The 25,074-nt window shown below is 70.7% G+C and carries 24 protein-coding genes; 13 read left to right on the forward strand and 11 right to left on the reverse strand.

The features are described from left to right. The first annotated feature begins 146 nt into the window (after positions 1–146). Complete coding sequence (locus HBH26_RS14530; protein ID WP_168135363.1) at positions 147–1,994, forward strand: ABC-F family ATP-binding cassette domain-containing protein; 1,848 nt, start codon at positions 147–149, stop codon at positions 1,992–1,994. Between the two features lie 129 nt (positions 1,995–2,123). Here HBH26_RS14530 and HBH26_RS14535 read toward each other — a convergent pair whose 3' ends face one another. Both HBH26_RS14535 and HBH26_RS14540 read right to left on the reverse strand, forming a co-directional pair. Further along, positions 2,124–2,396, reverse strand: a complete 273-nt coding sequence (locus HBH26_RS14535) for a DUF3297 family protein (RefSeq protein ID WP_168135364.1) — start codon at positions 2,394–2,396, stop codon at positions 2,124–2,126. Positions 2,397–2,493: 97 nt separating this feature from the next. Further along, positions 2,494–2,862, reverse strand: a complete 369-nt coding sequence (locus tag HBH26_RS14540) for a hypothetical protein (RefSeq protein WP_168135365.1) — start codon at positions 2,860–2,862, stop codon at positions 2,494–2,496. A gap of 130 nt (positions 2,863–2,992) precedes the next feature. On the opposite strand from HBH26_RS14540, the gene HBH26_RS14545 reads away from it, so the two are divergent. Then, positions 2,993–3,436 (forward strand): EVE domain-containing protein, encoded by a 444-nt coding sequence (locus HBH26_RS14545; RefSeq protein ID WP_338057400.1) that lies wholly within the window; start codon positions 2,993–2,995, stop codon positions 3,434–3,436. Positions 3,437–3,496: 60 nt separating this feature from the next. Here HBH26_RS14545 and HBH26_RS14550 read toward each other — a convergent pair whose 3' ends face one another. The 5 genes from HBH26_RS14550 to HBH26_RS14570 form a co-directional block, all read right to left on the reverse strand. After that, positions 3,497–3,706 carry a hypothetical protein gene (locus HBH26_RS14550; RefSeq protein WP_168135367.1) on the reverse strand — a complete coding sequence of 70 codons (210 nt, stop codon included), beginning with the start codon at positions 3,704–3,706 and terminating at the stop codon, positions 3,497–3,499. Positions 3,707–3,765: 59 nt separating this feature from the next. Next, a complete protein-coding gene (locus HBH26_RS14555) occupies positions 3,766–3,978 on the reverse strand; it encodes a cold-shock protein (RefSeq protein WP_168135368.1) in 213 nt (70 codons plus the stop codon). Positions 3,979–4,102: 124 nt separating this feature from the next. Then, on the reverse strand, positions 4,103–4,831 hold the full coding sequence (locus tag HBH26_RS14560) for an HAD family hydrolase (protein WP_168135369.1): 729 nt from the start codon (positions 4,829–4,831) through the stop codon (positions 4,103–4,105). Positions 4,832–4,952: 121 nt separating this feature from the next. Then, entirely contained in the window at positions 4,953–7,091 is a 2,139-nt protein-coding gene (ligA, locus tag HBH26_RS14565) for an NAD-dependent DNA ligase LigA (RefSeq protein ID WP_168135370.1), read from the reverse strand. A gap of 86 nt (positions 7,092–7,177) precedes the next feature. Beyond that, positions 7,178–8,035: a LysR family transcriptional regulator gene (locus HBH26_RS14570; protein ID WP_168135371.1), complete on the reverse strand. Its 858-nt coding sequence runs from the start codon at positions 8,033–8,035 to the stop codon at positions 7,178–7,180. Between the two features lie 87 nt (positions 8,036–8,122). On the opposite strand from HBH26_RS14570, the gene HBH26_RS14575 reads away from it, so the two are divergent. Further along, entirely contained in the window at positions 8,123–9,280 is a 1,158-nt protein-coding gene (locus HBH26_RS14575) for an acyl-CoA dehydrogenase family protein (protein WP_168135372.1), read from the forward strand. A gap of 34 nt (positions 9,281–9,314) precedes the next feature. Here the strand turns inward: HBH26_RS14575 and HBH26_RS14580 are convergent, their stop codons facing one another. Next, complete coding sequence (locus HBH26_RS14580; protein ID WP_168135373.1) at positions 9,315–9,650, reverse strand: DMT family protein; 336 nt, start codon at positions 9,648–9,650, stop codon at positions 9,315–9,317. A 36-nt stretch (positions 9,651–9,686) separates the two neighbouring features. On the opposite strand from HBH26_RS14580, the gene HBH26_RS14585 reads away from it, so the two are divergent. The 7 genes from HBH26_RS14585 to HBH26_RS14615 all read left to right on the forward strand — a co-directional run bounded on the left by HBH26_RS14585 (position 9,687) and on the right by HBH26_RS14615 (position 16,729). After that, a complete protein-coding gene (locus tag HBH26_RS14585; RefSeq protein WP_168135374.1) occupies positions 9,687–11,288 on the forward strand; it encodes a carboxyl transferase domain-containing protein in 1,602 nt (533 codons plus the stop codon). Positions 11,289–11,296: 8 nt separating this feature from the next. Further along, complete coding sequence (locus HBH26_RS14590; RefSeq protein WP_338057401.1) at positions 11,297–11,749, forward strand: endonuclease domain-containing protein; 453 nt, start codon at positions 11,297–11,299, stop codon at positions 11,747–11,749. A gap of 10 nt (positions 11,750–11,759) precedes the next feature. Next, positions 11,760–12,233 carry a hypothetical protein gene (locus HBH26_RS14595; protein ID WP_168135375.1) on the forward strand — a complete coding sequence of 158 codons (474 nt, stop codon included), beginning with the start codon at positions 11,760–11,762 and terminating at the stop codon, positions 12,231–12,233. Beyond that, positions 12,230–14,068, forward strand: a complete 1,839-nt coding sequence (locus HBH26_RS14600) for an acetyl/propionyl/methylcrotonyl-CoA carboxylase subunit alpha (RefSeq protein WP_168135376.1) — start codon at positions 12,230–12,232, stop codon at positions 14,066–14,068. Before HBH26_RS14595 ends, HBH26_RS14600 begins: the two co-directional genes overlap by 4 nt. A 242-nt stretch (positions 14,069–14,310) precedes the next feature. Next, complete coding sequence (locus HBH26_RS14605) at positions 14,311–14,589, forward strand: hypothetical protein (protein WP_168135377.1); 279 nt, start codon at positions 14,311–14,313, stop codon at positions 14,587–14,589. Between the two features lie 146 nt (positions 14,590–14,735). Further along, entirely contained in the window at positions 14,736–15,044 is a 309-nt protein-coding gene (locus tag HBH26_RS14610) for a DUF485 domain-containing protein (RefSeq protein WP_168135378.1), read from the forward strand. After that, positions 15,041–16,729: a cation acetate symporter gene (locus tag HBH26_RS14615; RefSeq protein WP_168135379.1), complete on the forward strand. Its 1,689-nt coding sequence runs from the start codon at positions 15,041–15,043 to the stop codon at positions 16,727–16,729. Before HBH26_RS14610 ends, HBH26_RS14615 begins: the two co-directional genes overlap by 4 nt. Positions 16,730–16,753: 24 nt before the next feature. On the opposite strand, the gene HBH26_RS14620 is transcribed toward HBH26_RS14615, so the two are convergent. After that, positions 16,754–18,505: a histidine kinase famiy protein gene (locus HBH26_RS14620; RefSeq protein WP_168135380.1), complete on the reverse strand. Its 1,752-nt coding sequence runs from the start codon at positions 18,503–18,505 to the stop codon at positions 16,754–16,756. A 41-nt stretch (positions 18,506–18,546) separates the two neighbouring features. Here HBH26_RS14620 and HBH26_RS14625 point away from each other — a divergent pair, with 41 nt between their 5' ends. After that, positions 18,547–19,722, forward strand: a complete 1,176-nt coding sequence (locus tag HBH26_RS14625) for an AraC family transcriptional regulator (protein WP_338057402.1) — start codon at positions 18,547–18,549, stop codon at positions 19,720–19,722. Between the two features lie 37 nt (positions 19,723–19,759). After that, positions 19,760–21,193 (forward strand): S41 family peptidase, encoded by a 1,434-nt coding sequence (locus HBH26_RS14630; RefSeq protein ID WP_168135381.1) that lies wholly within the window; start codon positions 19,760–19,762, stop codon positions 21,191–21,193. A gap of 117 nt (positions 21,194–21,310) precedes the next feature. Here HBH26_RS14630 and rplL read toward each other — a convergent pair whose 3' ends face one another. Both rplL and rplJ read right to left on the reverse strand, forming a co-directional pair. Then, positions 21,311–21,688: a 50S ribosomal protein L7/L12 gene (gene rplL / locus HBH26_RS14635; RefSeq protein WP_168135382.1), complete on the reverse strand. Its 378-nt coding sequence runs from the start codon at positions 21,686–21,688 to the stop codon at positions 21,311–21,313. Between the two features lie 54 nt (positions 21,689–21,742). Beyond that, positions 21,743–22,258 (reverse strand): 50S ribosomal protein L10, encoded by a 516-nt coding sequence (gene rplJ, locus HBH26_RS14640; RefSeq protein WP_168135383.1) that lies wholly within the window; start codon positions 22,256–22,258, stop codon positions 21,743–21,745. Positions 22,259–22,604: 346 nt separating this feature from the next. Between rplJ and HBH26_RS14645 the strand changes: the two genes are divergently transcribed. Beyond that, positions 22,605–25,067 carry a PhoX family protein gene (locus HBH26_RS14645; RefSeq protein ID WP_168135384.1) on the forward strand — a complete coding sequence of 821 codons (2,463 nt, stop codon included), beginning with the start codon at positions 22,605–22,607 and terminating at the stop codon, positions 25,065–25,067. Positions 25,068–25,074: the final 7 nt, after the last annotated feature.

Genomic DNA, 25,074 nt, shown 5'->3' on the forward strand with positions numbered 1-25,074 from the left:
ATTCTCCGTTGCATGATGGCCTTGCCCCCCCAGGTCCGTACATCGGGTATGACGACGAGAGGGCGCGCTCAACTTCGTTTCCATACAATCGTCGCGCGTCGGTGGGGCGCTTTCCCCCTTCCGCCCGATCCGCTACAGGCGCCTCCATGCTCAACCTCAACGGCATCACCGTGCGCCTTGGCGGGCGTACGATCCTGAACGGCGCGACCGCGGCGCTGCCGCCGGGCAGCCGCGTGGGGCTGATCGGGCGCAACGGCGCGGGCAAGTCGACGATGGTGCGCGTCATCGCCGGTCAGCTGGAGCCGGACGAGGGCAGCGCGGACATGCCCCGCGGCGCGCGCATCGGCTATATCGCGCAGGAAGCGCCGCACGGCACCGCCACTCCGTTCGAGACGGTGCTGGCCGCCGACGTGGAGCGCGCGACGCTGATGCATGCCAGCGAGACCGAGACCGATCCGGAGAAGCTGGGCGACATCTACGAGCGGCTGATCGCGATCGACGCCTATGCCGCGCCGATGCGCGCCGCGCAGATCCTGATCGGCCTGGGCTTCGACGAGGAGATGCAGGCGCGGCCGCTCGACAGCTTCTCCGGCGGGTGGAAGATGCGCGTGGCGCTGGCCGCGCTGCTCTTCTCCAAGCCCGACCTCCTGCTGCTGGACGAGCCCTCCAACCACCTCGACCTGGAAGCGGTGATGTGGCTGGAGGACTTCCTGAAGGGCTATCCGGCGACGATCGTCGTCGTCAGCCACGAGCGCGATTTCCTGAACAACGTGGTCGACCACATCCTGCACCTGCAGGACGGCAAGGTGACGCTCTACGCCGGCGGTTACGATTCGTTCGAGCGCCAGCGCGCCGAACGCATGGCGCAGCTGGCCGCGGCGAAGGCGAACCAGGACGCGCAGCGCGCCAAGCTGCAGGATTACGTCGCGCGCAACTCGGCCCGCGCCTCCACCGCGAAGCAGGCGCAGAGCCGCGCCAAGATGCTGGCGAAGATGCAGCCGATCGCCGAAATGGCGAACGACCCGACTTTGTCCTTCGCCTTTCCCGACCCCAGCGAGCTGCGCCCGCCGCTCATCACGCTGGACATGGCCTCGGTCGGCTACGACGAGGTGCCGATCCTCAAGCGGCTGAACCTGCGGCTCGATCCCGACGATCGCATCGCGCTGCTCGGCCGCAACGGCAACGGCAAGACGACGCTGGCGCGGCTGCTGGCGGCGCAGCTGGCGCCGATGGACGGCGGCATGAGCGCGACGTCGAAGATGAAGGTCGGCTATTTCACGCAATATCAGGTGGAGGAGCTGGACGCCGACGACACGCCGCTGGAGCATATGACGCGCATCATGAAGGGGGCCACGCCCTCCGCCGTGCGTGCGCAGCTGGGGCGGTTCGGCTTCTCCGGCGACAAGGCGACGACGCGGGTCGGCAAGCTGTCCGGCGGGGAGCGCGCGCGGCTGGCGCTGGCGCTCATCACGCGCGACGCGCCGCACCTGCTGATCCTCGACGAGCCGACCAACCACCTGGACGTCGACGCGCGCGAGGCGCTGGTGCAGGCGCTGAACGACTATTCGGGCGCGGTGGTGCTGGTCAGCCACGACCGGCATATGCTGGAACTGACCGCGGACCGGCTGGTGCTGGTGGACGGCGGCACCGCGCGCGAGTTCGACGGCAGCATCGACGATTACATCGCTTTCGTGCTGAAGGGCGAGGCGAAGCCCGCGGCCAAGGCGAAGAAGGATAGAAAGGCGGAAGCCGCCGCGCGCGACCGCGAGGCGACGCTGCGCAAGGAGATCCGCCAGCTGGAGGAGGAGACCGCCCGGCTGACGCGCGAGCGCAACGCGATCGACCGCGCGATGTTCGATCCCGCCAGCGCGGAGGCGCGCTTCGCGACGCTCTCGATGGGCGAATTGTCGCGCCGCCGCGCCGAGGCGCAGGCCAGGGTGGAGGCGGCGGAGGCGAAGTGGCTGGAAGCGAGCGAGGCGCTGGAGGCGGCTTAGACCGCGGTGCGCCTGTTCACTTCCCACACCCGCTCGGGCTGAGCGAAGTCGAAGCCCAAGCGCATGTCCTTCGACTTCGCTCAGGACGAACGAAGGTCGGGATGAACGCCGCTAGAAACGAAGCGAACGTCAGCCCTCACCGACGTTCTCGTCCCCGCCGGCCGCAGGCCGCTCGAAATACGGCTCCACCTCGCCCTGCAGCTTGATCGTCAGCGGTCGACCGTGGCGGTCGACCTTCTTGCCCAGCGCGACACGGATCCAGCCTTCGGAGATGCTGTACTCCTCCACGTCGCGGCGCTCCACGCCCTTGAAGCGGATGCCGATGCCGCGCTCTAGCGCCGCCTGGTCGAAATGCGGGCTGCGCGGGTCGATGGAGAGGTGGTCGGGGGGCATGTCGGTCATGGCGCGGCGCCTTGCCGCAATCGCCCGGCCGGTGCCACAAAAAAGCGCGGGGGAAGCCTGGACCTCCCCCGCGCCGCCCGCGTGACCGGGACCCGTCCTACCAGCCGTAATAGCCGCGATACGGCTGGCCGTAATAGCCGTTGTAGCCGCCCCGATAATAGCCACGGTCGCGCCAATATCCGCGCGGTGGAGCATAATAGCGGTCGCGATAGAAGCGACGCGGCGGCGCGCGATAATAGCCGTCGTTGTAATAGTAACCGCGGTCGTAGTAGCGATCGCGATTGCTGGACGCGATCGCCGCTCCCAAACCGAGCCCGATGACGCCGCCGATGATCGCGCCCGTCGCCACGTCGCCGCCGCGATCGCGATGGCGCCAGTAGCGCTGCGCGTCCGCCGGCGCCGCGGCGGTCAGCGTGGTCGCCGCCAGTACGGTGGCGAGGCCGGCCTTCTTCAGATACTCACCCATGTCGAACCTCCTCAGGGCAGATACGCGCCCATGGCGAGACAAACGCGCGAGAGTGCGAGCCTGTTGCGCAACGACATGGACGAGTCGCGCTGAACCGGCGTGGAATGTCCCATTCATCAGGAGTTTAGGCGTGAGACACTGGCTGCTGAAGACCGAGCCGGGGAGCTATGGCTGGGACGATCTGGTACGCGATGGCGCCACCGAGTGGGACGGCGTGCGCAACCATGCCGCGGCGGCGCACCTGCGCGCGATGGCGCCGGGCGACGCGGCGCTGGTCTATCACAGCGGAGAGGCGAAGGCCGCGGTCGGAATCGCCCGCGTCGCGCGTGGCCCCCGCCGGGACGGGGCGGAGGGCGACTGGGTGTCGGTCGCGATCGAGCCGGTCGCGCCGCTCCCCCAGCCAGTCACGCTGAAGGCGATGAAGGCCGATCCGGCGCTGAAAGGCATGGCGATGCTGCGCCAGTCGCGATTGTCGGTCAGCCCGGTGACCGCGGCCGAGTGGCAGGCGATTGCGCGGCTATCGGCACCGCCGGCCACGGACGGGCCGCGCGAGCCGGCCGACCGGCGGGATTGATTCTGTCGATCCCCACTCGCGCAAGCCGGGACGAGGACGGGCCGGCGGCCGATACCGCCGCTACTTCACCCCGGCGGCGGAGGCGATCTCGGCCAGTTCGCGGGCCTGTCGCGCGTCGCGCGACGTCTCGGACTTGAGGCTGCGCTGCGCCATGGCGGTCCACGCCGCCTCGGAACGCAGCGCGCGGTCGCGCACGTTGGCCAGCGTCGCGTCCTCGGCCTCCTGATGGCAGCGGGCGGCGTGGGAGGTGAAGGTCTCGCTGTCGCGCATCGGGCGTCTCCTCGATCGAAGGGGCGGGCGGCGCGATCGTCCTCGCGCCGCCATGGTCGTCAGTCGGCGTGCTGCAGGTTGACCGCCGCCATTTTGCCGCGGCGATCCTCTTCCAGGTCGTAGCCGACGCGCTGATCCTGTTGCAGCGTCGCCATCCCGGCGCGCTCCACCGCGGAGATGTGGACAAAGGCGTCGTTGCCGCCGTTGTCGGGCTGGATGAAGCCATACCCCTTGTCGGCGTTGAAGAACTTGACGGTACCGGTGTTGCTCATGCGAGCGTTCCTTCCTTCGAGATGGCCCGCCGGGGATCGGCGCGCCGGTGCGTCGGCAGCAGGGAAAGAAGGAAGCACGGGCCGCAAAGCACCAGGAACCGTCGATTTGCGATCGTAGCTGAAGCTATATGGGGGGTGCGGTCCCCCGCCGCAACCCGGCGGCCGGCCGACCCAGCTCGTCGATCCACGCGGGCAACTCGGCGAGGCGCGTCAGTCGGCGATAGCGGGGGTGGCCGACCGGTTCCTCCCCCGCCTCGTGCGCCCAGGCGTTGGGGGCCGGCACGAAGGCGGCGAAGGCGCCCGCGGCCAGCGCGGGCAGCACGTCCGACCGCATCGAGTCGCCCGCCATCACCGTCCGCTCGGACGCGACGCCGTAGCGCTCGAAGATGCGCGCGAACGTTTCCGGCCGCTTGTCGCTGACGATCTCCACGCCGGTGAACAGCGAGCCGAGACCCGAGGCGGCCAGCTTCACTTCCTGGTGCAGGAGGTCGCCCTTCGTCACCAGCACCAGTCGCCCCTGCGCGGCGAGCCGGGCCAGCGTGTCGCCGATGCCGTCGAGCAGCTCGACCGGATGAGCCAGCAGCGTGCGCCCGACTTCCAGCAGCCGCGCCACCGCGCCGACGTCCGCGCCCAGTTCCACCGCGGTCTCGATCATCGAGAGGGTGAAGCTCTTCGCGCCGTAGCCGTAATGCGCGAGGTTGCGGACCTCCACCTCGGCGATCCGCTCACGCGCGATACCCGCCTCGGCGAAGGGCGCGAGCGCGTCGGCGAAGGCGGCCTCCGCCGCCTCGAAGTAGCGCATGTTGTGCCACAGCGTGTCGTCGGCATCGAGGCAGATGAGGTCGATCGGCATCAGCGTTCCACCGGTTTCCGCCACACACAGCCGTTCGCCCTGAGCAAAGTCGAAGGGCACGCGTCCAGCATCGGGCATGGGCTTCGACTTCGCTCAGCCCGACCGGCGGTGAGACGCACCTTCAGGCCCCCGCCGCGGCGACGATCGCCTGCCACCCGGCCTCGTCCACCACGCGGATGCCGAGGTCGGCGGCCTTCTTCGCCTTCGATCCCGCGCCCGGCCCGGCGACGACCAGGTCAGTCTTCGCCGACACCGATCCCGCGACGCGCGCGCCCAGCGCCTCCGCCTGCGCCTTCGCCTCGTCGCGGCTCAGCGTCTCCAGCGTGCCGGTGAAGACGACCGTCTTGCCCGATACCTCCGAGGCCTGGGTGGCGACGACGAACGGCGGGGGCGAGACGAGGGCGAGCAGATCGTCGAACACCGCGCGGTTGTGCGCCTCGTGGAAGAAGTCGGCCAGCGCGTGCCCCACCGCCGCGCCGACGTTCTCCACCGCGATCGTCTCCGCGATGGCCTTGTCGAGGCGGGTGCGATGCCGCGCCTCGCTCTCGCCCAGCACCGCGGGCGTCTCGTCGCGCAGCGCGATGATCCGGTCGGCGAGCGTCGCGAGCGCGGGAAGGGTGACATAGTGCCGCAGCAGGTCGCGCGCGGTCACGATGCCGACGTGGCGGATGCCCAGGCCGAACAACAGCCGCGCCGCGTCGGGCTCGCGCCGCGCCTCGACCGCGGCGAGCAGCGCGTCCACCGACTTGGCCTGCCACCCCTCGCGCCCGACCAGATCGTCGCGATGCGCCGACAGGCGGAAGATGTCGGCGGGCTCGGCGATCCATCCGAGGTCGAGGAACTCGGTCAGCGTCTTCTCGCCCAGGCCGTCGATGTCGAGCGCGCCGCGGCTGACGAAATGCTTCAGCCGCTCCAGCCGCTGCGCCGGGCAGATCAGGCCGCCGGTGCAGCGCACGTCGACCTCGCCCTCCTCCGCCACCGCCTCGCTGCCGCAGATTGGACAATGGTCGGGAAACGCGAAGACCGGGCGATCGGCGTCGCGCGGCAGCACTTCGACGATCTGGGGGATGACGTCGCCGGCGCGCTGCAGGCGGACGCGGTCGCCCTCGCGCGCGTCCAGCCGCGCGATCTCGTCCCGGTTGTGGAGCGTCGCGTTCGTCACGACGACGCCGCCGACCGTCACCGGAGTCAGCCGAGCGACCGGGGTCAGCTTGCCAGTGCGGCCGACCTGGATGTCGATCGTCTCCAGCGTGGTTTCCGCGCGCTCGGCCGGAAATTTGTGCGCGATCGCCCAGCGCGGCGCGCGGCCCACGCTGCCGAGCCGCGCCTGCCAGTCGAGCCGGTCGACCTTGTAGACCACGCCATCGATGTCGAAGGGCAGGTCGGCGCGCTGCCGCTCGATCTCGCGATAGACCGCCAGCGCCGCCTCCGCACCCTCGCAGCGCGCGAAGGCATCGGCGATCGGAAAGCCCCAGCCGCGCAGCGCGTCGACCACGCCTGCCTGGGTATCGGCGGGCAGCGCGCTTGTTTCGCCCCAGCCGTGCGCGAGGAAGCGCAAGGGGCGACCGGCGGTGACGGCGGCATCCTTCTGCCGCAGCGATCCGGCGGCGGCGTTGCGCGGGTTGGCGAACTGGCGCGCCTCCTTGCCCGTCCCCTCGGCCTCGGCGAGCAGGCGGGCGTTCAGCGCCGCGAACGCCGCCTTCGCCATGTACACCTCGCCGCGCACCTCGAACAATTCGGGCGCGTCGGCGGGGAGGGTGGCGGGAATGTCGTCAATCGTTCGGACATTGGCGGTCACGTCCTCGCCTACCGCACCGTCGCCGCGGGTCAGCGCCCGGACGAGGCGCCGGTCCTCGTAACGCAGCGAGCAGGAGAGGCCGTCGATCTTCGGCTCGGCGGTCAGCGCCACCGGCTCGTCGGCCGGCAGCTTCAGGAAGCGGCGCACGCGCGCGACGAACTCGGCCACCTCCTCGTCGCTGAAGGCGTTGTCCAGGCTCATCATCGGCCGCGCGTGCGCCACCTTGGCCAGGTGCGCGGCAGGCGCGGCGCCGACCTGGCGGCCGGGCGAATCGGCGCGGACGAGGTGCGGGAATTTCGCCTCGATCGCCCCGTTGCGGCGAACCAGCGCGTCGTAATCGGCGTCGCTGATCTCCGGCGCGTCGTCGGTGTGGTAGGCGCGGTTGTGGTACGCGATCTCGGCGGCGAGCTTCGCCAGCTCGGCGGCGGCCTGATCGTCGGTGGCGGGCAGCGGCAGCGTCATGCGTGGAGGCGATATCGCATCGCGCGGGCGATCTGAACCGGATCCTTCATCAAGCCGCCCGCTTCCCCGTCACCGGCACGACGGCGTCAGACAGGCGCCAACGCCTCTCCCAGCGTCATCGCGACGCCCCCCGGCGCCAGTGCATCGGCGCGACCCGTCGCGCCGATCGTGCGCCGGACGGGAAAGCCGGCGAGCGGCAGCAGCGCGAGGCCCGGCCCCGCGAAGCCCGCCGGGATGACGGTGATCGCCAGTCCGGCGCGCACGTAGGCGAGCGCCATCGCGTCGCTCCACGTCCGTGCCGCCATGCGCGGGCGGATGCCGTGGCCGGTGAAGAAGCGGCTGGTCTCCGCCAGCTGCTCGCAGTGACGGCGCACCAGCATCGTCTCCGCGGCGAGGTCGGCGGGCGACACCCGGTCGCGCGCGGCGAGCGGGTGGGCGGCGGAAACGGCGACGCGGAACTCCTCCGCGTAGAAGGCGTGCGCCGCGCCGGGCGCCACCGGGCCGATCGTCGCGTCCACCCGCCCGCGATCGAGCAGCACGGGCAGCTCGCGCGCGCGCGCCTCCACGATCTCCAGCCGCTCGCCGGTGAGCGCGGCGGCGGAAAGCGCGGCGGCGACAGCGCGCTCCACCGCGGCGGGCGGCAGCGTGGCGAGCAGTCCGATGCGCACGGTCCGCCCCGGCGCGGGATCGTCGCGCATCTCGCGCTCCGCCGCGGCGAACTCCGCCTCGATTCGCCGTGCGTGCTGCGCGAAGCGGCTGCCGGCCGGGGTCAGCGCGACGCGCCGCCCGCTCCGGTCGAACAGCCGCGCCTCCAGCAGCCGCTCCAGCTTGGCGATGCCCACGGACAAGGTCGGCTGCGTCACCCGGCATCGCGCCGCGGCGCGCGAGAACCCGCCCTCGTCCACGACGGCGAGGAAGTAGCGCAGCAGGTAGCGGTCGATCATAGATGCCATCTATGACAGCGATGCCGCCGCTTCAATTTTCGCGCGGGCCGCGGGGCTGCTATGGCCGTCGCCGAAGGAGAGGCGGCGATGGACGGCAGGCTGGAATTCGCGCTGGGCGAGGCGGCGGAGGCGATCCGCGACACCACCGAGCGCTTCGCGCGCGAGAAGATCGCGCCGCTGGCCGCGCGGATCGACGCGGAGGATTGGTTCCCGCGCGACGAGCTGTGGCCGGCGATGGGCGAGCTGGGCCTCCACGGCATCACCGTGGACGAGGCGGACGGCGGCTTGGGCCTGGGCTATCTCGAGCACGTGATCGCGCAGGAGGAGGTCGCCCGCGCCTCCGCCTCGATCGGCCTCAGCTACGGCGCGCATTCCAACCTGTGCGTCAACCAGATCCGCCGCTGGGCGAGCGCTGAGCAGAAGGCGAAGTATCTGCCCCGGCTGATCTCCGGCGAGCACGTCGGCAGCCTCGCCATGTCGGAGGCGGGGGCCGGGTCCGACGTCGTCTCGATGAAGCTGCGTGCGGAGCGGACCGAGGCGGGCTATCTGCTGAACGGCACGAAGTTCTGGATCACCAACGCACCCTATGCCGACGTGCTCGTCGTCTACGCGAAGACGGGAGAGGGCAGCCGCGGCATCACGACCTTCCTGATCGAGAAGGACATGCCCGGCTTCTCGATCGGGCAGAAGATCGACAAGATGGGGATGCGCGGCTCGCCCACCGCCGAGCTGGTCTTCGCCGACTGCGAGGTGCCGGAAGCGAACGTGATGGGGCCGGTGAACGGCGGCGTCGGCGTGCTGATGAGCGGGCTGGATTACGAGCGCACGGTGCTGGCCGGCATCCAGCTGGGCATCATGCAGGCGTGTCTCGACACCGTGCTGCCCTACGTGCGCGAACGGCGGCAGTTCGGCACCGCGATCGGCGCGTTCCAGCTGATGCAGGCGAAGGTGGCGGACATGTACGTCGCACTCAATTCCGCCCGCGCCTACGTCTACGCGGTGGCGCAGGCGTGCGACGCGGGCAAGACGACGCGCTTCGATGCGGCGGGCGCGATCCTGCTGGCGAGCGAGAACGCCTTCCGCGTGGCCGGGGAGGCAGTCCAGGCGCTCGGCGGCGCGGGCTACACGAAGGACTGGCCGGTCGAACGCTACCTGCGCGACGCCAAGCTGCTCGATATCGGCGCGGGCACCAACGAGGTGCGGCGGATGCTGATCGGCCGCGAGCTGATCGGCGCGGCCTCTTGATCCTCCCCGAGCTTCGCTTGGGGAGGGGGACCGATCATCTGCCCACGAACAGGAATGCCACTGCGCCGACCAGGCAAGCGAACGCGCCGGCGTGGCGCCACGTCAGCGGCTCGCCCAGTACCGCCACCGCGAACGCGCCGAAGACGAGCAGTGCGATGACCTCCTGCGTCACCTTCAGCTGCCCCGCGCTCCAGCCGTGTGCATATCCGATGCGATTGGCGGGCACGGCGAGGCAATATTCGAACAGGGCGATGCTCCAGCTGATGCCAATCACCAGCGGCAGCGGCTTGGACATCCCGCCCTTCAGGTGCCAGTACCACGCGATCGTCATGAAGACGTTGGAGAGGGTGAGCAGCAGGATCGTCGGCATGGCCGCGTCCTGCGCCGCGAAAGGAGCCGCCGCAAGATGAGCGCGCCAATGCTCGATACCAGGCTGTCGCGCGACGACGCGGCGTTCGCTGCCAATGAAGCGCACAACCGCGCGCTGTCCGCGGAACTGCGCGACCGCGTGGCGCAGGCCGCGCTGGGCGGCGACCAGCGCGCGCGCGATCGGCACACGGCCCGCGGCAAGCTGCTGCCGCGCGACCGCGTCGAACGCCTGCTCGACGCGGGCAGCCCCTTCCTCGAGATCGGGCAGCTCGCCGCCGGCGGGCTCTACGACGATCAGGTGCCCGGCGCGGGCATGATCGCCGGAGTGGGGCGGGTCGCCGGGCGGCAGGTGATGATCGTCTGCAACGATGCGACGGTGAAGGGCGGCACCTACTACCCGCTGACGGTTAAGAAGCATCTGCGCGCGCAGGAGATCGCGCTCGAGAACCGGCTGCCCTGCATCTACCTGGTCGATTCGGGCGGCGCCAACCTGCCGCATCAGGCGGAGGTGTTTCCCGATCGTGAGCATTTCGGCCGCATCTTCTTCAACCAGGCGCAGATGTCCGCTCGGCAGATCCCGCAGATCGCCTGCGTGATGGGCAGCTGCACCGCGGGCGGCGCCTATGTCCCCGCCATGTCGGACGAGACGGTGATCGTCGCCGCGCAGGGCACGATCTTCCTCGCCGGCCCGCCGCTGGTGAAGGCGGCGACGGGCGAGGTGATCTCCGCCGAGGAACTGGGCGGCGGCGACCTGCACGCGCGCAAGTCCGGCGTGGTCGATCACCGGGCCGAGAACGACGAGCACGCGCTGACGATCGTGCGCGACATCGTCTCCACGCTGCCGCCCCCGCGCGTGCCCGACGTCAATCTGGCGCCGGTGCGCGCGCCGGCCTATCCGGCCGACGACCTCTACGGCATCGTGCCGCAGGACGTGCGCGCGCCCTATGACGTGCACGAGGTGATCGCGCGGCTGGTCGACGGGTCCGAGTTCCACGAGTTCAAGCCGCTCTACGGTGCTTCGCTGGTCTGCGGCTTCGCGCACCTGCACGGCATGCCGGTCGCGATTCTCGCCAACAACGGCGTCTTGTTCAGCGAGAGCGCGGTGAAGGGCGCGCATTTCATCGAGCTCGCCTGCCAGCGCCGCGTGCCGCTGCTGTTCCTGCAGAACATCTCCGGCTTCATGGTCGGCGGCAAGTACGAGGCGGAGGGGATCGCCAAGCACGGCGCCAAGCTGGTCACCGCGGTGGCGACCGCGAGCGTGCCGAAGATCACGCTGCTGATCGGCGGCAGCTTCGGCGCGGGCAATTACGGCATGTGCGGCCGTGCCTATGCGCCGCGCTTCCTGTTCACCTGGCCCAACAGCCGCATCAGCGTGATGGGCGGCGAGCAGGCGGCGAGCGTGCTGGCCACCGTCCACCGCGATGCGGAAACGTGGACGCCGGCGGAGGCGGAGGCGTTCAAGGCCCCGGTGCGACAGAAGTACGAGGACGAGGGCAACCCCTATTACGCCACCGCGCGGCTGTGGGACGATGGCGTGATCGACCCCGCGCAGACCCGCGAGTTGCTGGCGCTGGCACTGGAAGCCGCGCTGAACGCTCCGGTGGAGGAGACGCCGCGCTTCGGCGTGTTCCGGATGTGAGGTGGGGGGTGGACATACCTCCCCGGTACGGGGAGGGGGACCAGCCGCAGGCTGGTGGAGGGGTCTTCGCCACGGAGCGCCGCACCATCGAACAGGCGCGTCGGGAGCGGCGCTCCGGAAACCTGCCCGAGGTCATTCTCTGGCGTGCGCTGCGTACCCGTCCGGCCGGGCTGAAGTTCCGGCGACAGCATCCGATCGGCCCCTATTGCCTCGACTTCGCGTGCCTGAGCGCGCGTCTCGCCATCGAGGTGGACGGAGAGGTGCATGGATGCGGCGATCATCCGAGACGAGACGCTTTACGCGATGCGGACCTCCTTGCGCGCGGCATTCGCACGTTGCGCATCCCCGCCCGCGAGGTGCTCGCCGATCCCGACGCGGTGGTCCGCCATATCGTCGCGGCCTGCGGCCGCCCCCTCCACCAGCCTGCGGCTGGTCCCCCTCCCCGTGCCGGGGAGGTATGAAGGACCTTCGATGATCCTCCTCTCGCTCCTCCTGCAGACCACCCCCGTCGCCCCGATCGTGAAGGGCACCGCGCTGCCGCCGCCCGGTAGCGAGGAGGCGGCGGTGACGGCGCCGCTCGTCGCGCTTCTCGCCGCGCTGGAACGCAGCGACGGCGCCGCCATCCTGGCGCAGACCCTGCCGGACGGGATCGTCACCGCGGTGCGCACCGGTGCCGACGGCCAGCCGCAGCGCCGCTCCCTGCGCTGGGCCGAGTTCGCGGCGCAGCTGAAGCCGGACGGCGCCCGAATCGTCGAGCGGATCGGGCGGCCCGCGGTGGAGATCGACGGCGAGGTCGCGATGATCTGGACGCCCTACACCGTCACCGTGGACGGCACGCTCTCGCACTGCGGCTACGACCACGTCGACGCCGTCCGCACCGCGACGGGCTGGAAGATCCTCAACCTCACCTACTCGCACCGCACCCAGGGATGCGCGCAGCCATGATCCGAACGCTCCTCATCGCCAATCGCGGCGAGATCGCCTGCCGCATCGTCCGCACCGCGCGCGCGATGGGCATCCGCACCGTCGCCGTGCATTCCGACGCCGACGCGGGCGCCATGCACGTGCGCGCCGCCGACATGGCGGTCGCGATCGGCCCCGCCCCGGCGCGCGACAGCTACCTCGTCGGCGAGCGCATCCTGGCCGCGGCACGCGACACGGGCGCGGACGCGATCCATCCCGGCTACGGCTTCCTCAGCGAGAACGCCGACTTCGCGCAGGCGGTGATCGACGCCGGGCTGACCTGGGTCGGGCCCGACCCGGCCAGCATCCGCGCCATGGGGCTGAAGGACGCCGCCAAGCAGCGGATGATCGACGCGGGCGTGCCCGTGACGCCCGGCTACCTCGGCGAGGACCAGTCGCCCGAGCGGTTGCGCGACGAGGCGGACCGCATCGGCTATCCCGTGCTCATCAAGGCGGTGGCGGGCGGCGGCGGCAAGGGGATGCGCCGCGTCGATGCCGCCGCGGACTTCGCCGAGGCGCTGCAATCCTGCCGGCGCGAGGCGGCATCCTCGTTCGGCGACGACCGCGTGCTGATCGAGAAGTACGTCCTGTCGCCGCGCCACATCGAGGTGCAGGTGTTCGGCGACCGCCACGGCAACGCCGTCCACCTGTTCGAGCGCGACTGCTCGCTCCAGCGCCGCCACCAGAAGGTGATCGAGGAAGCGCCCGCCCCCGGCATGGACGCGGCCACCCGCGCTGCGGTGTGCGAGGCGGCGGTGCGCGCGGCGCGCGCGGTGGACTATGTGGGTGCGGGGACGATCGAGTTCATCGCCGACGCCAGCGAGGGCCTGCGCGCCGACCGCATCTGGTTCATGGAGATGAACACGCGGCTGCAGGTGGAGCATCCGGTGACGGAGGCGATCACCGGGCAGGACCTGGTCGAGTGGCAGCTGCGCGTGGCGCAGGGCGAGCCGCTGCCGCGGCGGCAGGAGGAGCTGGAGATCGCGGGCCACGCGATCGAGGCGCGGCTCTACGCCGAGGACCCGGCGAAGGGGTTTCTGCCATCGATCGGTACGCTGGAGGCGTTCGCGCTGGGTGAGGGCGTGCGCGTCGACACCGGGGTGGAGCAGGGCAGCGCGGTGACGCCCTTCTACGATCCGATGATCGCGAAGCTGATCGCGCACGGCGCCACGCGAGAGGACGCGCGGCGGCGCCTGGTCGATGCGCTGGAGGACAGCGTGGTGTGGCCGGTGCGCTGCAACGCGGGCTTTCTGGTCCAGGCGCTGGAGCACGAGGACTTCGTCGCGGGTATCGTCGATAACGGATTGATCGCGCGCGAGGGCGACGCGCTGATGCCGCCGGAACGCCCGAGCGAGGAGGCGCTGGTTGATGCGGCGGCGGCGCTGACGGGGGCGGGCGCGCTCTCCGGCTTTCGCCTGAACGCCGCGCCGCGGCGCGAGGCGCGCTTCCTGCTGGCAGGCCAGCCGGTGACGATCCGGCTGCCGGCCGACGCGGCCGAGCCCGCCGGCGTCGACGCGCTGCTGGTCAGCGAGAGCGGGCAGACGTGGGAGCTGGCGCCGTGGCGCGCCGCGGGCGGCGCAGGCGCCGCCGCCGGTGACGGTGCGATCCTGGCACCGATGCCGGGTCGCGTGATCGCCGTCGCGGTGACCGCGGGCGAGCAGGTCGCCAAGGGACAGCGGCTCGTTACGCTGGAAGCGATGAAGATGGAGCAGAACCTGGTGGCGCCCTTCGACGGGACGGTCGCCGAACTGGCGGCGGAGGAAGGGCGCCAGGTGGTGGAGGGGCACATGCTGGTGCGGGTGCGGGCGACGGAATGACGCGACGATCCGCCGATCGTCCGCGACCCGTATCCGTGGAAAAATCCGCCAGCCGTCTGACATTGTGGAAGACGTCGGCGTGATGATGGAAGTGCGGTCATCGTCGACGGGAGCGGAGACGGGCGACCGGTATGATCTCGTCGTCGCGAACCGTCGCTGGTTCCGCATGTCGATCGTCGCCCACGGATCTGATCTGCGTGTGCATCCGTTCGATCGTCGTCGGCGAACGCAGGAGACCTAGCATGATGAAGTTGTCGGCGGCGATCATCCTGGCGGGACTGCCGTTGGCGCCGGTGTACGGGCAGATGGACCCGACGTTGCAGGCGCAGGGCACGCTGCTGATGGGGCAGAACCAGGGCTACATCGATCGCGCGAATGCCCGCAAGACCCGGTCCGCGTCGAGCCGCGCGTCGGTGAAGCGGGACTGCACGAAGTATCTGCCGATCTATCGCCAGCAATACGGATCCGACCATCCGCAGGTCGTGAAGCTTCAGGGCCTCTGTCGCAGGGCCGGTTTCTGACCCATCGCCGCCCGATTCGCCGCCAGGAGCGGCGGGATTACTCGCGGGCGACCCTCCCGTCGGCGTATTGGTGATGGCGCGCCCGTGCGGCGCTTGACACGCGCGGTGCCACCGCCTTCGATGCGCGGATCAGGGGAGGGGACGGCATGACAGATGCGGACGTCGCGCGCATGATGGCGGACCCGCGCTATCGCGCGCTGCTGCGGCAGCGCGGGCGGCTCGGCTGGATGCTGAGCGCGATCGTGACCGCGGCCTATGCCGCCTTCATCCTGACCATCGCGTTCGACAAGCCGGCGCTGGCGCGGCCGCTCGGTGCGGGCGTAAACTCGGTCGGGATTGTCGTCGGACTCGGCCTGATCCTGCTGTCGGTCGCCTCGACGGCGGTCTACGTCCACCGCGCCAACGGCGCCTTCGATCGCGCGCTGGCCGATCTGCTGCGCGACCACGCGGCATGAGGCGCGCCCTCCTTTCCGCCACGCTGCTGACACCGCTACCGGCCGGTGCCGACGCGCTGGCGGGGCCGGCGGTGCAGCAGCCGACGAACTGGACCGCGATCGCGATGTTCGCGCTGTTCGCCGCGCTGACGCTGGGCATCACCCGCTGGGCGGCGCGGCGGACGCGGACCGCGGCGGACTTCTACACCGCGGGCGGCGGCATCACCGGCTTTCAGAACGGCCTCGCCATTGCGGGCGACTATATGTCGGCGGCGTCGTTCCTCGGCATCTCGGCGCAGATCTTCACCGACGGCTACGACGGGCTGATCTACTCGATCGGCTTCCTCGTCGGCTGGCCGATCATCCTGTTTCTGCTGGCGGAGCGGCTGCGCAACCTCGGCCGGTTCACCTTCGCCGACGTCGCCGCCTTCCGCTTCGCGCAGACGCCGGTCCGCCTGTTCGCGGCGTCGAGCACGCTGGCGGTCGTGCTGTTCTACCTGATCGCGCAGATGGTCGGCGCGGGGCAGCTCATCAAGCTGCTGTTCGGCCTGCCCTACGGCTATGCCGTCGGCATCGTCGGCGTGCTGATGATGCTCTACGTGCTGTTCGGCGGCATGACCGCGACGACGTGGGTGCAGATCGTGAAGGCGGTGCTGCTGCTGGGCAGCGCCACCTTCATGGCGGTGATGGTGCTGGCCTCGTTCGGCTTTAGCGCGGAGGCGCTGTTCGCGCGGGCGGTGGCGGTGAAGACGGATCTCGCCGCGGCGGCGGGCGCGGGCGATCCCGCCACGGCGGGGCGGTCGATCATGGGGCCCGGGAACTTCATCAAGGACCCGGTAAGCGCCATCTCCTTCGGCATGGCGCTGATGTTCGGCACCGCGGGGCTGCCGCACATCCTGATGCGGTTCTTCACCGTGCCCGACGCGAAGGCGGCGCGCACCTCCGTGCTGTGGGCGACGGGGTGGATCGGCTATTTCTACGTCCTCACCTTCGTCATCGGCTTCGGCGCGATCGTGCTGGTGGCGACGGACGCGGGCTATCAGGACGGGCAGGGCGCGCTGCTGGGCGGGACCAACATGGCCGCGATCCACCTGGCGCACGCAGTCGGCGGCGACCTGTTCCTCGGCTTCATCAGCGCGGTGGCGTTCGCGACCATCCTGGCCGTGGTCGCGGGGCTGACGCTGTCGGGCGCCTCGGCGATCGGGCACGATCTCTACGCCACCGTCATCCGCAAGGGGCAGGCGGATTCGGCGGCGGAACTGCGCGTGTCGCGGCGCACGGTGGTGGTGCTGGCCGCGGCGGCGGTGCTGCTGGGCATCGTCTTCGAGAAGCAGAACGTCGCTTTCATGGTCAGCCTCGCCTTCGCCGTGGCGGCGTCGAGCAACTTCCCGGTGCTGCTGCTGTCGCTGCTGTGGAGCGGGTGCACGACGCGCGGGGCGGTGGCGGGCGGTTGCGTCGGGCTGGTCGCCAGCGTGGGGCTGACGATCGTCTCGCCCACGGTTTGGGTGGCGATCCTCGGCCACGCGAGCGCGCCGTTCCCCTATTCCTCGCCCGCGATCGTCTCCATGCCGCTCGCATTCCTCACGATCGCGTTGGTCTCGCTGATGGATCGCTCCCCCCGCGCCGCGCAGGACCGGGCGCGCTACGCCGAGCAGCGGGTGCGGGCGGAAACGGGCATCGGCGCGGCGGGCGCGGCCTCGCACTGACGACGGGGCGGCTGCCCGCCCGGTTCAGGCCTGCGCGGCGCCGAAATCCGACTTCTGGCGCCGCGGCGCGCCCTCGCCCCGGCGATTGAGCGCCTGGCGCACGCGGTCGAGCAGCTCGGAGCGCTTGTACGGCTTGCTCAATACGTCGGTCGCGCGGGCGCGCGGGCCACCCACGACCAGCTCCTCGTTATACCCCGTGGTCATCAGGATCGACACGGAGGCATCCCGCTCCATCACCGCGTCCGCCAGCATCAGGCCGTTCATGCCGCCCGGCATGACCAGGTCGGTGAAGAGCAGGTCGACGCGCTGCTCGGCATGCCGCGCCTCGAAGCGGCGCAGGCCCTCCTCGCCGCTGTTGGCGACGGACACGCGATAGCCCGCACTCTCCAGGATCTCGCGCGCCAGCGTCAGGACCTCGTCGTTGTCCTCCACCACCAGGATGTGCTGCGCTTCGCCGGTCGGCGGCGTCGACGCCACGTCCACCGGTGGAGGAGGCGGTGCGATGTCCTCGCGAGCGCCCTGCATGACGGGGAACAGCATCCGCACGACGGTGCCCTCGTCGGGAACGCTCTCGATCTCCAGCTGGCCGCCCGACTGGCGCGCGAAGCCGCTCGCCATCGCCAGGCCCAGCCCCGTGCCCTTGCCAACGCCCTTGGTGGTGAAGAACGGCTCGGTCGCGCGCTCCATCACCTCGGGCCGCATGCCCTCGCCCTCGTCGCGCACTTCCAGCGCGATATAATCGCCGGCGGGCAGCGTCCCGTCCTCTTCCACGCGTTTGACGGGAAGCGTCGCGATGGTGACGAGGCCGCCCCGCGGCATCGCGTCGCGCGCGTTGGTGACGATGTTCAGCAGCGCCATCTCCAGCTGGTCGGGATCGACCACCACTGCGGGAAGGCTGCGGCGCAGGCTGAGGTGGAGGTCGACCTGACCGTTCACCGCGCTCTCCAGCAATTCGGTGAATTCCGACACCAACCGGGTCAGGTCCAGCGCGCGCGGCTCCAGCCGGGTCTTGCGCGCGAAGGCCAGCAGCTGCCCCGTCAGCTTCGCGCCCCGTTCCGCCGCCGCCTGCGCCGCCGCGACATAGCGCTGGCGCCGGTCCGGATCGGCGGTGGCGGCGACCAGCTCCAGATTGCCGTTGACCACCTGGAGCAGGTTGTTGAAGTCGTGCGCCAGCCCGGCGGTCAGCTGGCCGATCGACTCCATCTTCTGCGCCTGCCGGAACGACTGCTCGGTGTTGCGCCGCCGCGTCACGTCCAGCTGGCTGGCGAAGAAATAGAGCAGCTTGCCCTTCGTATCGTATACGGGTCCGATGAACACCGCATTCCAGAACGGCGAGCCGTCGCGGCGATAGTTCAGCAGCTCCAGCGCGATCGAGGACTTGCTCTCGATCGCGGCGCGCAGCTCGTCGACCGAGCCGCGATCGGTCATCGCACCCTGCAGGAACCGGCAGTTGCGGCCGAGGACCTCCTCCTCCTCGTACCCGGTCAGGTCGAGGAACGCCTTGTTGGCGAAGACGATCGGATTGTCGTCCCTGTTGGGATCGGTCAGGATCATCGGCATCCGCGTCATCTCGATCGCGGCGAAGAAGACCCCGCCGCGGTCCTGCAGATCGGGATCGGTGATCGTGCTCTCGCGCCAGTGATGCATCCCCGACCGGCCCAGCGGCTCGCGCGCGCCGACGTCGGTGGTGCCTTCCGCCGGGCGACCCTTGGCCAGTCCCGTGGGGTCCACGTCACGCTGCTGCAATGGATCGGAGGGCTGCGTATGATCGGACATCCCCCTTGCGGTAGGCGGACGGGGCCGGTCATGGCAAGTCTGTGCGACCGCTTCGCGCGGCGATCGTGCCGTTCTACGGTGCGCGCATGCTCGATGGCCTCGTTTTCGGCTGGCGCACGGCGATTCTCACGGTCGTGATCGCGCAACTCCTCGCGATCGCGGCCGCGCTGCCGCGTGTGCTGGCGAATCGGCGGGCCAACCGCACGCTCGCGGTACTGCTGCTCGTGCTGGCAGGCGTGCTCACCCCCTGGCTGATCGGGTTCGCCGGCTTCTACGATCGGTGGCGCTGGCTGACGTTCGCGCCGCTGGCGCACCCGCTGGCGGTGGCGCCGCTGCTGTGGTGCTACGTCCATGCGCTCGTCTCCGGCCGATGCCCGGCACGGGCGTGGCGGCACGCGGTGGTGCCGGGCACATACGCCGTCTTCATGACCGCCGGCTTCCTGCTGCCGATGCCGGCGAAGCAGGCGTGGGCGGACCGGGTGCTGGACGGCGCCACCGACGTCGCCTGGCTCGGCACCGCCGCGGGGCTGGCGGGCTATGGCCTGCTCGGCCTGCGCCTCCTCACGCGCTACCGGACGCTGCTGGCGGCGCAGCGGAGCGACGACCAGCGCTACGCCGCGCGCTGGCTGAGCCGGGCGGTAGGGGCGACGCTGGCGCTGCTGCCCGTGTTCGCGATCTACGCGGTGTGGAACGCGCTGGCGCCGCTCGGCTATGTCGCGCTGATGGGGCTGCACCTCGCGATCGCGGCCTTCGCGCTCTACCTGGCCGTCGAGGGGTGGCGCCACGCAGCCCTGCGCTTCCCGCCGATCGACGCGCTGGAGCCGGTGCCCGCTCCCGCCGCGCCCGCGCGGGACTGGCGCGCGCAGGGGGAGGCATGGGCGGCGACGGTCCGGGCGCAGGGCTGGGCAGCCGACGCGGACCTGTCGCTGCCGGTGCTGGCGCGGCGGCTGGGCACCAACACCGCGCACCTCTCTCGCGCGCTGAACGACGGGCTCGGCATCGGCTTCTCCGCCTTCGTCAACGGCCTGCGGTGCGAGGCGGTGGCAGCGGCGATCGACGCGGGCGCGCGCGCCGACCTGCTGACGATGGCGCTGGACGCGGGCTTCAGTTCCAAGGCCAGTTTCAACCGCGCATTCCAGGCGCGCTACGGCATGACGCCCTCCGCCTACCGCCGCACGTCGCAGATCATGAATAACGGCGCCGAACCGTCAAAGTGAGGCGCCCGGCATCGCGGCTGAGGGCAGGCCGGGGGGCATGAACAGACGCCACCTCCTCGCCGCGCTGGCCGCGGCTCCGCTCGCGCCTCGCGCGTTCGCCAATCCGACGGCCGCGCTGACCGGCGACATCGACATCGTCCGCCGTGCCCTGGCGCTGCATCCCGGCACGTTTCGCTACAATACGCCCGCCGCGCTGTCGGCGCGGCTCGACGGGCTGCGGCGCGACTTCGCGGCGGCGCCCGATCGCGGCGCGCGCTACCTCCTGCTCTCCCGCTTCCTCGCCACCATCCGCGACGGGCACACCTACGCAAATTTCTTCAACCAGACGAAGGCCGTCGCGGCGGAGCTGTTCGATCGCGGCACGCGGCTGCCGTTTCATTTCCGTTGGCTCGACGGGGAGATGGTGGTCACCGCGCACGGCGGTCCGGGCCTGCCGCCCGGCACGATCGTGCGGCGGCTGAACGGGGTTCCCGCCCCCGCGATGCTGGCGCGGCTGATCCCATTCACACGCACGGACGGCCACAACGAGGGCAAGCGCGTGTCGCTGCTGGAGGTGCGCGGGACGGAGGGGATCGAGACGTTCGACGTCTTCCACGGTCTGATCTACGGCGCGCCACCGGGCGGCGCGCACCGCGTGGAGGTGGTGCGGCCGGACGGTCGCGCGGTGACGGTCGTGCTGCCGCCGATCACGCTGGCCGCGCGACGCGCGCAGATGGTCGCCGGCGAGCGGACGGACGGCCCGATCTGGTCCTGGACGGTACGGCCCGACGGCGTGGCGGTGCTCGATATGCCCAGCTGGGTGCTCTACGACAGCAACTGGGCGTGGGAGCCGTGGCTGGCCGAGCGGCTCGACACGTTGCCCGCGCTGAAGGGGCTGGTCGTCGACCTGCGCGGCAACGAGGGCGGCAACGATTGCGGCGCGCCGATCCTGGCGCGGCTGATCGCGCGGCGGCTGGCTCGCGACAGCGGCGAACGCCGGGTGCGGTTTCGCCGGACGCCCGCGGATCTCGACCCGTATCTCGATACCTGGGACGACGGCTTCCGCCGGATCGGCGAGGATGCGGTGGACCTGGGCAACGGCTTCTACCGCCGCGCGCCGGTGGAGGGGGTGGACTGGATCGATCCGGTGGCGCCGCGGATCGTGCGCCCGGTGGCGGCGCTGGTGGGGCCGGTCAACAGCTCGGCCACGTTCCAGTTCGCGAACCTCGCCAAGCGCAGCGGCGTGGTACGGCTGTTCGGCGAGGAAACCGGCGGCAATCTGCGTGGCACGATCGGCGGCGGCTTCTTCTTCGTGCGGCTGCCCGCGAGCGGGATCGAGTTCGACGTGCCGCTGATCGGCTATTTCCCGAAGGGCGAGCGGCGCGACGGCGGGGTCTTGCCGGACGAGCGCGTGGTCACGCGCGCGGCGGACGTGGCCGCGGGGCGCGACCCGGTGATGGCCGCGGCGGTGCGCTGGATCGCGCGGGCATAGGAAAGGGGCGGCACCCGTGGTGGGTGCCGCCCCTTTCTTCCCGGCCGGGCCGTCATGGGAGCAAGTCCCATGACGTCGAAGTTCGGCCGGCCTAGGGCGGCGGAGCCGCCCTTCGGCTTACTTCAGCTCGACGGTCGCGCCGGCTTCCTCGAGCTGCTTCTTGACCTTCTCGGCCTCGTCCTTGCTCACGCCTTCCTTCACGGCCTTGGGCGCACCCTCGACCAGGGCCTTCGCCTCGGTCAGGCCCAGGCCGGTGATGGCGCGGACTTCCTTGATGACGTTGATCTTCTTGCCGCCGTCGCCGGTCAGGATCACGTCGAACTCGGTCTTCTCCTCGGCGGCGGGGGCGGCGGCGCCGCCACCACCGGCCGCGGGAGCCGCAACCGCCGCGGCGGCGGAGACGCCCCACTTCTCTTCGAGCAGCTTCGAGAGCTCGGCGGCCTCGAGGACGGTCAGTTCGCTCAGCTGGTCAACCAGCGCGTTCAGGTCTGCCATGATGATATTCCCTCAGATCAATTGGATGTTTGATAAAGCCAGGTCGCGAGAGCCTTACGCGGCTTCCTTCTCGGCGTAGGCCGACAGGACGCGCGCGATCTGCGCCGCGGGCGCCTGCGTGATCGTCGCCAGCTTCGTGGCGGGCGCCACGATCAGGCCCACGATCTTGGCGCGCAGCTCGTCCAGCGACGGGAGCGTCGCCAGCGCCTGCACGCCCGCCAGGTCGAGCGCGGTCGCGCCCATCGCCCCGCCGACGATCTCGAACTTGTCGGTCGTCTTGGCGAAGTCGACGGCCACCTTGGCGGCCGCGACGGGGTCGACGGAGGTGGCCAGCGCCACGGGACCGGTGAGCATATCGCTCAGCGAGCCGTAGTCGGTGCCGTCCAGCGCGATCCTGGCAAGCCGGTTCTTCGAGACCTTGTAGGTCGCGCCGGCGTCCCGCATCCGGTTGCGCAGGTCCGTGGACTGCGCGACCGTCATGCCGAGGTTGCGGGTGACGACCACCACGCCGACCTCGGAGAAGGTGCGGTTCAGATCGGCGACGGCCTGGGTCTTCTGAGTACGATCCATGCCATTCTCCACGTACATGGGCGCAGCCGGCCAGCGGATGCGCCCGTTGCTTACAGTCCAGCGATGGGGAATGGTGGGCAGACCGGAACGGCGCCGTGGCGCGGCCGGTCGAGATCCTGCAATCCCCGCCTCGGCGGGGAATTAAGACCGTGAGGTCACCCGCTGTCTCGGACGGAGCGCCGGCGCGAACGCCGATGCTTGGGCGCGCCCCTAGCGGCAGGACGGCGGCGGGTCAAGCTGTCTCCGAACCGTCACGTCGCCGTCACCGCGGCGTCGCCGAACTGCAACCGCACTGCCGCATCCCGCGGTCAAAGAGCGATCCAACGGCTTTCCCGGGGGATCATCCATGTTCGGCTACGACGACGGCGACATCGACACCAATCGCTCGCGCAACACGCATCTGTCGGAGATCGTGTCGGAGCGCTACTCGCGGCGGCAGACGCTGCTGGGCGGGCTGGGCGCGATGGCGACCGCGGCGTTCGGCGCCAGTCTGCTCGCCGGGTGCAGCGACGACGAGAACGGCGTCGGCCAGGCCCCAGTCGTCGTCACCGCGGGCGAGAACGTCGCCACCACCGCGGGCAAGCGCGTCACGCTGACTCCGCAGGCGAGCGACAATGCCGCGACGACCAGCTTCACGCAGGTGAGCGGCCCCACCGTGACGACGACGACCAGCGGCAAGGCGATCAGCTTCGTCGCGCCGGCGGTGGCCACGGCCACCCCGCTGGTGTTCGAATTCGCCGCCACGCTGAACGGCCGCACCGGCCGCGCGCAGTCGACGGTGACGGTCAGCCCCGCGACGCTCGATTTCGTCGCCGTCACGAAGAACAAGAACGACGTGGTGACCGTTCCAGCCAATTACGCCGTTACCGTGCTCTACCGCCTGGGCGACCCGCTGGCGGCGGGCGTGCCGGCCTATGCCAACGACGGGCAGGACACGAACTTCGCGCAGCGCGCGGGCGACCATCACGACGGCATGAGCTACTTCGGCCTCGCCGCCACCGGCACCGCGCCGGCGACCAGCAATACGCGCGGGCTGCTGGTCATGAACCATGAGAACATCACGGAGAGCTACCTCCACCTCAACGGCCCCACCAACCTGTCCGGCCCCGCCGCGCGGCCCACCGCGGAAGTGGTGAAGGAGATCGAGGCGCACGGCGTCTCCGTGGTGGAGGTGTCGCGCGCCGCATCGGGCGCTTGGAGCTACAATCAGGCGTCCGCGCTCAACCGCCGCATCACGCCGAACACGCCGATGCGCTTCAACGGCCCGGTGCGCGGCAACGCGGCGCTGGTGACGGTGGCGTCCGCGGACGGCACCACCGGCCGCGGCACGATCAACAATTGCGCCAACGGCCAGATGCCGTGGAACACGTACCTGACCTGCGAGGAGAATTGGGCCGGATACTTCCGCCGCGACGCCGACGCGGCGCTGCGCAGCGCGAAGCAGAACCGCAGCCTGGCGCGCTACGGCATCGGCGAAGGGCGCGCGGGCAATTACCGCTGGACCAGCGCCGCGCCCGCGGACGCGAACGACACCCGCTTCGCCCGCTGGAACGCCACGGCCGACGTTGCGCTCGCCGCCGGCGGCGCGCAGGACTTCCGCAACGAACCGAACCATTTCGGCTGGGTGGTGGAGATCGACCCCTATGATCCCGCCTCCACCCCGCGCAAGCGCACCGCGCTGGGCCGGATGAACCACGAAGGCTGCTGGATCGGCCGCACCGTCGCCGGGGTGAAGCCCGCCTTCTACATGGGCGACGACGCGCAGAACGAATATATCTACAAGTTCGTGTCGAACACCGCCTGGACCGCGGCGGACGCGGGCGCGGCGGACCGGCTGGCGATCGGCGACAAGTATCTCGACGCCGGCACGCTCTACGTGGCGAAGTTCAACGCGGACGGCACCGGCCAGTGGCTGCCGCTCGTCTTCGGTCAGGGTCCGCTGACCGCGGCCAACGCCGACTTCGCCTTCGTCGACCAGGCCGACGTGCTGCTGAACACCCGCATCGCCGCCGACCTGCTCGGCGCGACGCCGATGGACCGGCCGGAATGGACCGCGGTGAACCCCGCCAACGGCGAGATGTACTGCACGCTGACCAACAACAGCTCGCGCCGCCCCACCGGCACGCGCGCGGTGGATGCGGCGAACCCGCGCGCCTATACCGATCCGAAGACCGACGGGCGCGCCGCGGGCACGGGCAACGTCAACGGCCACGTCGTTCGCCTGCGCGAGAACGGCGACACGACGGAGGCGACCGCCTTCGCGTGGGACGTCTACGCCTTCGGCGCGGGCGAGGATTTGGAGGCGACGAACATCAACCTGTCGTCGCTGACCGCGGAGAACGACTTCTCCTCGCCCGACGGCCTCTGGTTCGGTGCGGCCACCAACCCCAGCGGACAGGTGAACCCGCTGCTGTGGCTACAGACCGACGACGGCGCGTATACCGACATCACGAACAACCAGATGCTCGCCGCGCTGCCGGGCCGCGTCGGCGACGGTGCCGCGCGCAGCGTGACCAGCACGCTGGCCGGCGCGACCGCGACCGTCACCACGCGCATCGGCGCGGCGCCGGGAACGCGGCTGAAGCGCTTCCTGGTCGGACCCCGGGAGTGCGAGATCACCGGCATCACCTCCACGCCGGACGGCGAATCGCTGTTCGTGAACATCCAGCACCCGGGCGAGGGCGGGGGGCCGGCGAACATCACGTCCAGCTGGCCGGCCACGCAATCGGGCCAGCAGGGCACCAGCCGCCCGCGCTCGGCGACGATCGTCATCACCAAGGTGGACGGCAACGGCGTGGTGGGTCTGTAGGCGGCGG

It is taken from the genome of Sphingomonas corticis (assembly GCF_012035195.1).
GTDB lineage: Bacteria > Pseudomonadota > Alphaproteobacteria > Sphingomonadales > Sphingomonadaceae > Sphingomonas > Sphingomonas corticis.

What these genes read in the sequence shown, in the direction of transcription:
- HBH26_RS14600 (WP_168135376.1), top strand. Translation starts at nt 12,230, where the DNA reads ATGATCCGAACGCTCCTCATCGCCAATCGCGGCGAGATCGCCTGCCGC.
- HBH26_RS14555 (WP_168135368.1), bottom strand. Translation starts at nt 3,978, where the DNA reads ATGAGCAACACCGGTACCGTCAAGTTCTTCAACGCCGACAAGGGGTAT.
- HBH26_RS14560 (WP_168135369.1), bottom strand. Translation starts at nt 4,831, where the DNA reads ATGCCGATCGACCTCATCTGCCTCGATGCCGACGACACGCTGTGGCAC.
- HBH26_RS14585 (WP_168135374.1), top strand. Translation starts at nt 9,687, where the DNA reads ATGAGCGCGCCAATGCTCGATACCAGGCTGTCGCGCGACGACGCGGCG.
- ligA (WP_168135370.1), bottom strand. Translation starts at nt 7,091, where the DNA reads ATGACGCTGCCGCTGCCCGCCACCGACGATCAGGCCGCCGCCGAGCTG.
- HBH26_RS14645 (WP_168135384.1), top strand. Translation starts at nt 22,605, where the DNA reads ATGTTCGGCTACGACGACGGCGACATCGACACCAATCGCTCGCGCAAC.
- HBH26_RS14605 (WP_168135377.1), top strand. Translation starts at nt 14,311, where the DNA reads ATGATGAAGTTGTCGGCGGCGATCATCCTGGCGGGACTGCCGTTGGCG.
- HBH26_RS14615 (WP_168135379.1), top strand. Translation starts at nt 15,041, where the DNA reads ATGAGGCGCGCCCTCCTTTCCGCCACGCTGCTGACACCGCTACCGGCC.
- HBH26_RS14580 (WP_168135373.1), bottom strand. Translation starts at nt 9,650, where the DNA reads ATGCCGACGATCCTGCTGCTCACCCTCTCCAACGTCTTCATGACGATC.
- HBH26_RS14630 (WP_168135381.1), top strand. Translation starts at nt 19,760, where the DNA reads ATGAACAGACGCCACCTCCTCGCCGCGCTGGCCGCGGCTCCGCTCGCG.
- HBH26_RS14620 (WP_168135380.1), bottom strand. Translation starts at nt 18,505, where the DNA reads ATGTCCGATCATACGCAGCCCTCCGATCCATTGCAGCAGCGTGACGTG.
- HBH26_RS14540 (WP_168135365.1), bottom strand. Translation starts at nt 2,862, where the DNA reads ATGGGTGAGTATCTGAAGAAGGCCGGCCTCGCCACCGTACTGGCGGCG.
- rplL (WP_168135382.1), bottom strand. Translation starts at nt 21,688, where the DNA reads ATGGCAGACCTGAACGCGCTGGTTGACCAGCTGAGCGAACTGACCGTC.
- HBH26_RS14530 (WP_168135363.1), top strand. Translation starts at nt 147, where the DNA reads ATGCTCAACCTCAACGGCATCACCGTGCGCCTTGGCGGGCGTACGATC.
- HBH26_RS14570 (WP_168135371.1), bottom strand. Translation starts at nt 8,035, where the DNA reads ATGATCGACCGCTACCTGCTGCGCTACTTCCTCGCCGTCGTGGACGAG.
- HBH26_RS14575 (WP_168135372.1), top strand. Translation starts at nt 8,123, where the DNA reads ATGGACGGCAGGCTGGAATTCGCGCTGGGCGAGGCGGCGGAGGCGATC.
- HBH26_RS14550 (WP_168135367.1), bottom strand. Translation starts at nt 3,706, where the DNA reads ATGCGCGACAGCGAGACCTTCACCTCCCACGCCGCCCGCTGCCATCAG.
- HBH26_RS14535 (WP_168135364.1), bottom strand. Translation starts at nt 2,396, where the DNA reads ATGACCGACATGCCCCCCGACCACCTCTCCATCGACCCGCGCAGCCCG.
- rplJ (WP_168135383.1), bottom strand. Translation starts at nt 22,258, where the DNA reads ATGGATCGTACTCAGAAGACCCAGGCCGTCGCCGATCTGAACCGCACC.
- HBH26_RS14610 (WP_168135378.1), top strand. Translation starts at nt 14,736, where the DNA reads ATGACAGATGCGGACGTCGCGCGCATGATGGCGGACCCGCGCTATCGC.
- HBH26_RS14595 (WP_168135375.1), top strand. Translation starts at nt 11,760, where the DNA reads ATGATCCTCCTCTCGCTCCTCCTGCAGACCACCCCCGTCGCCCCGATC.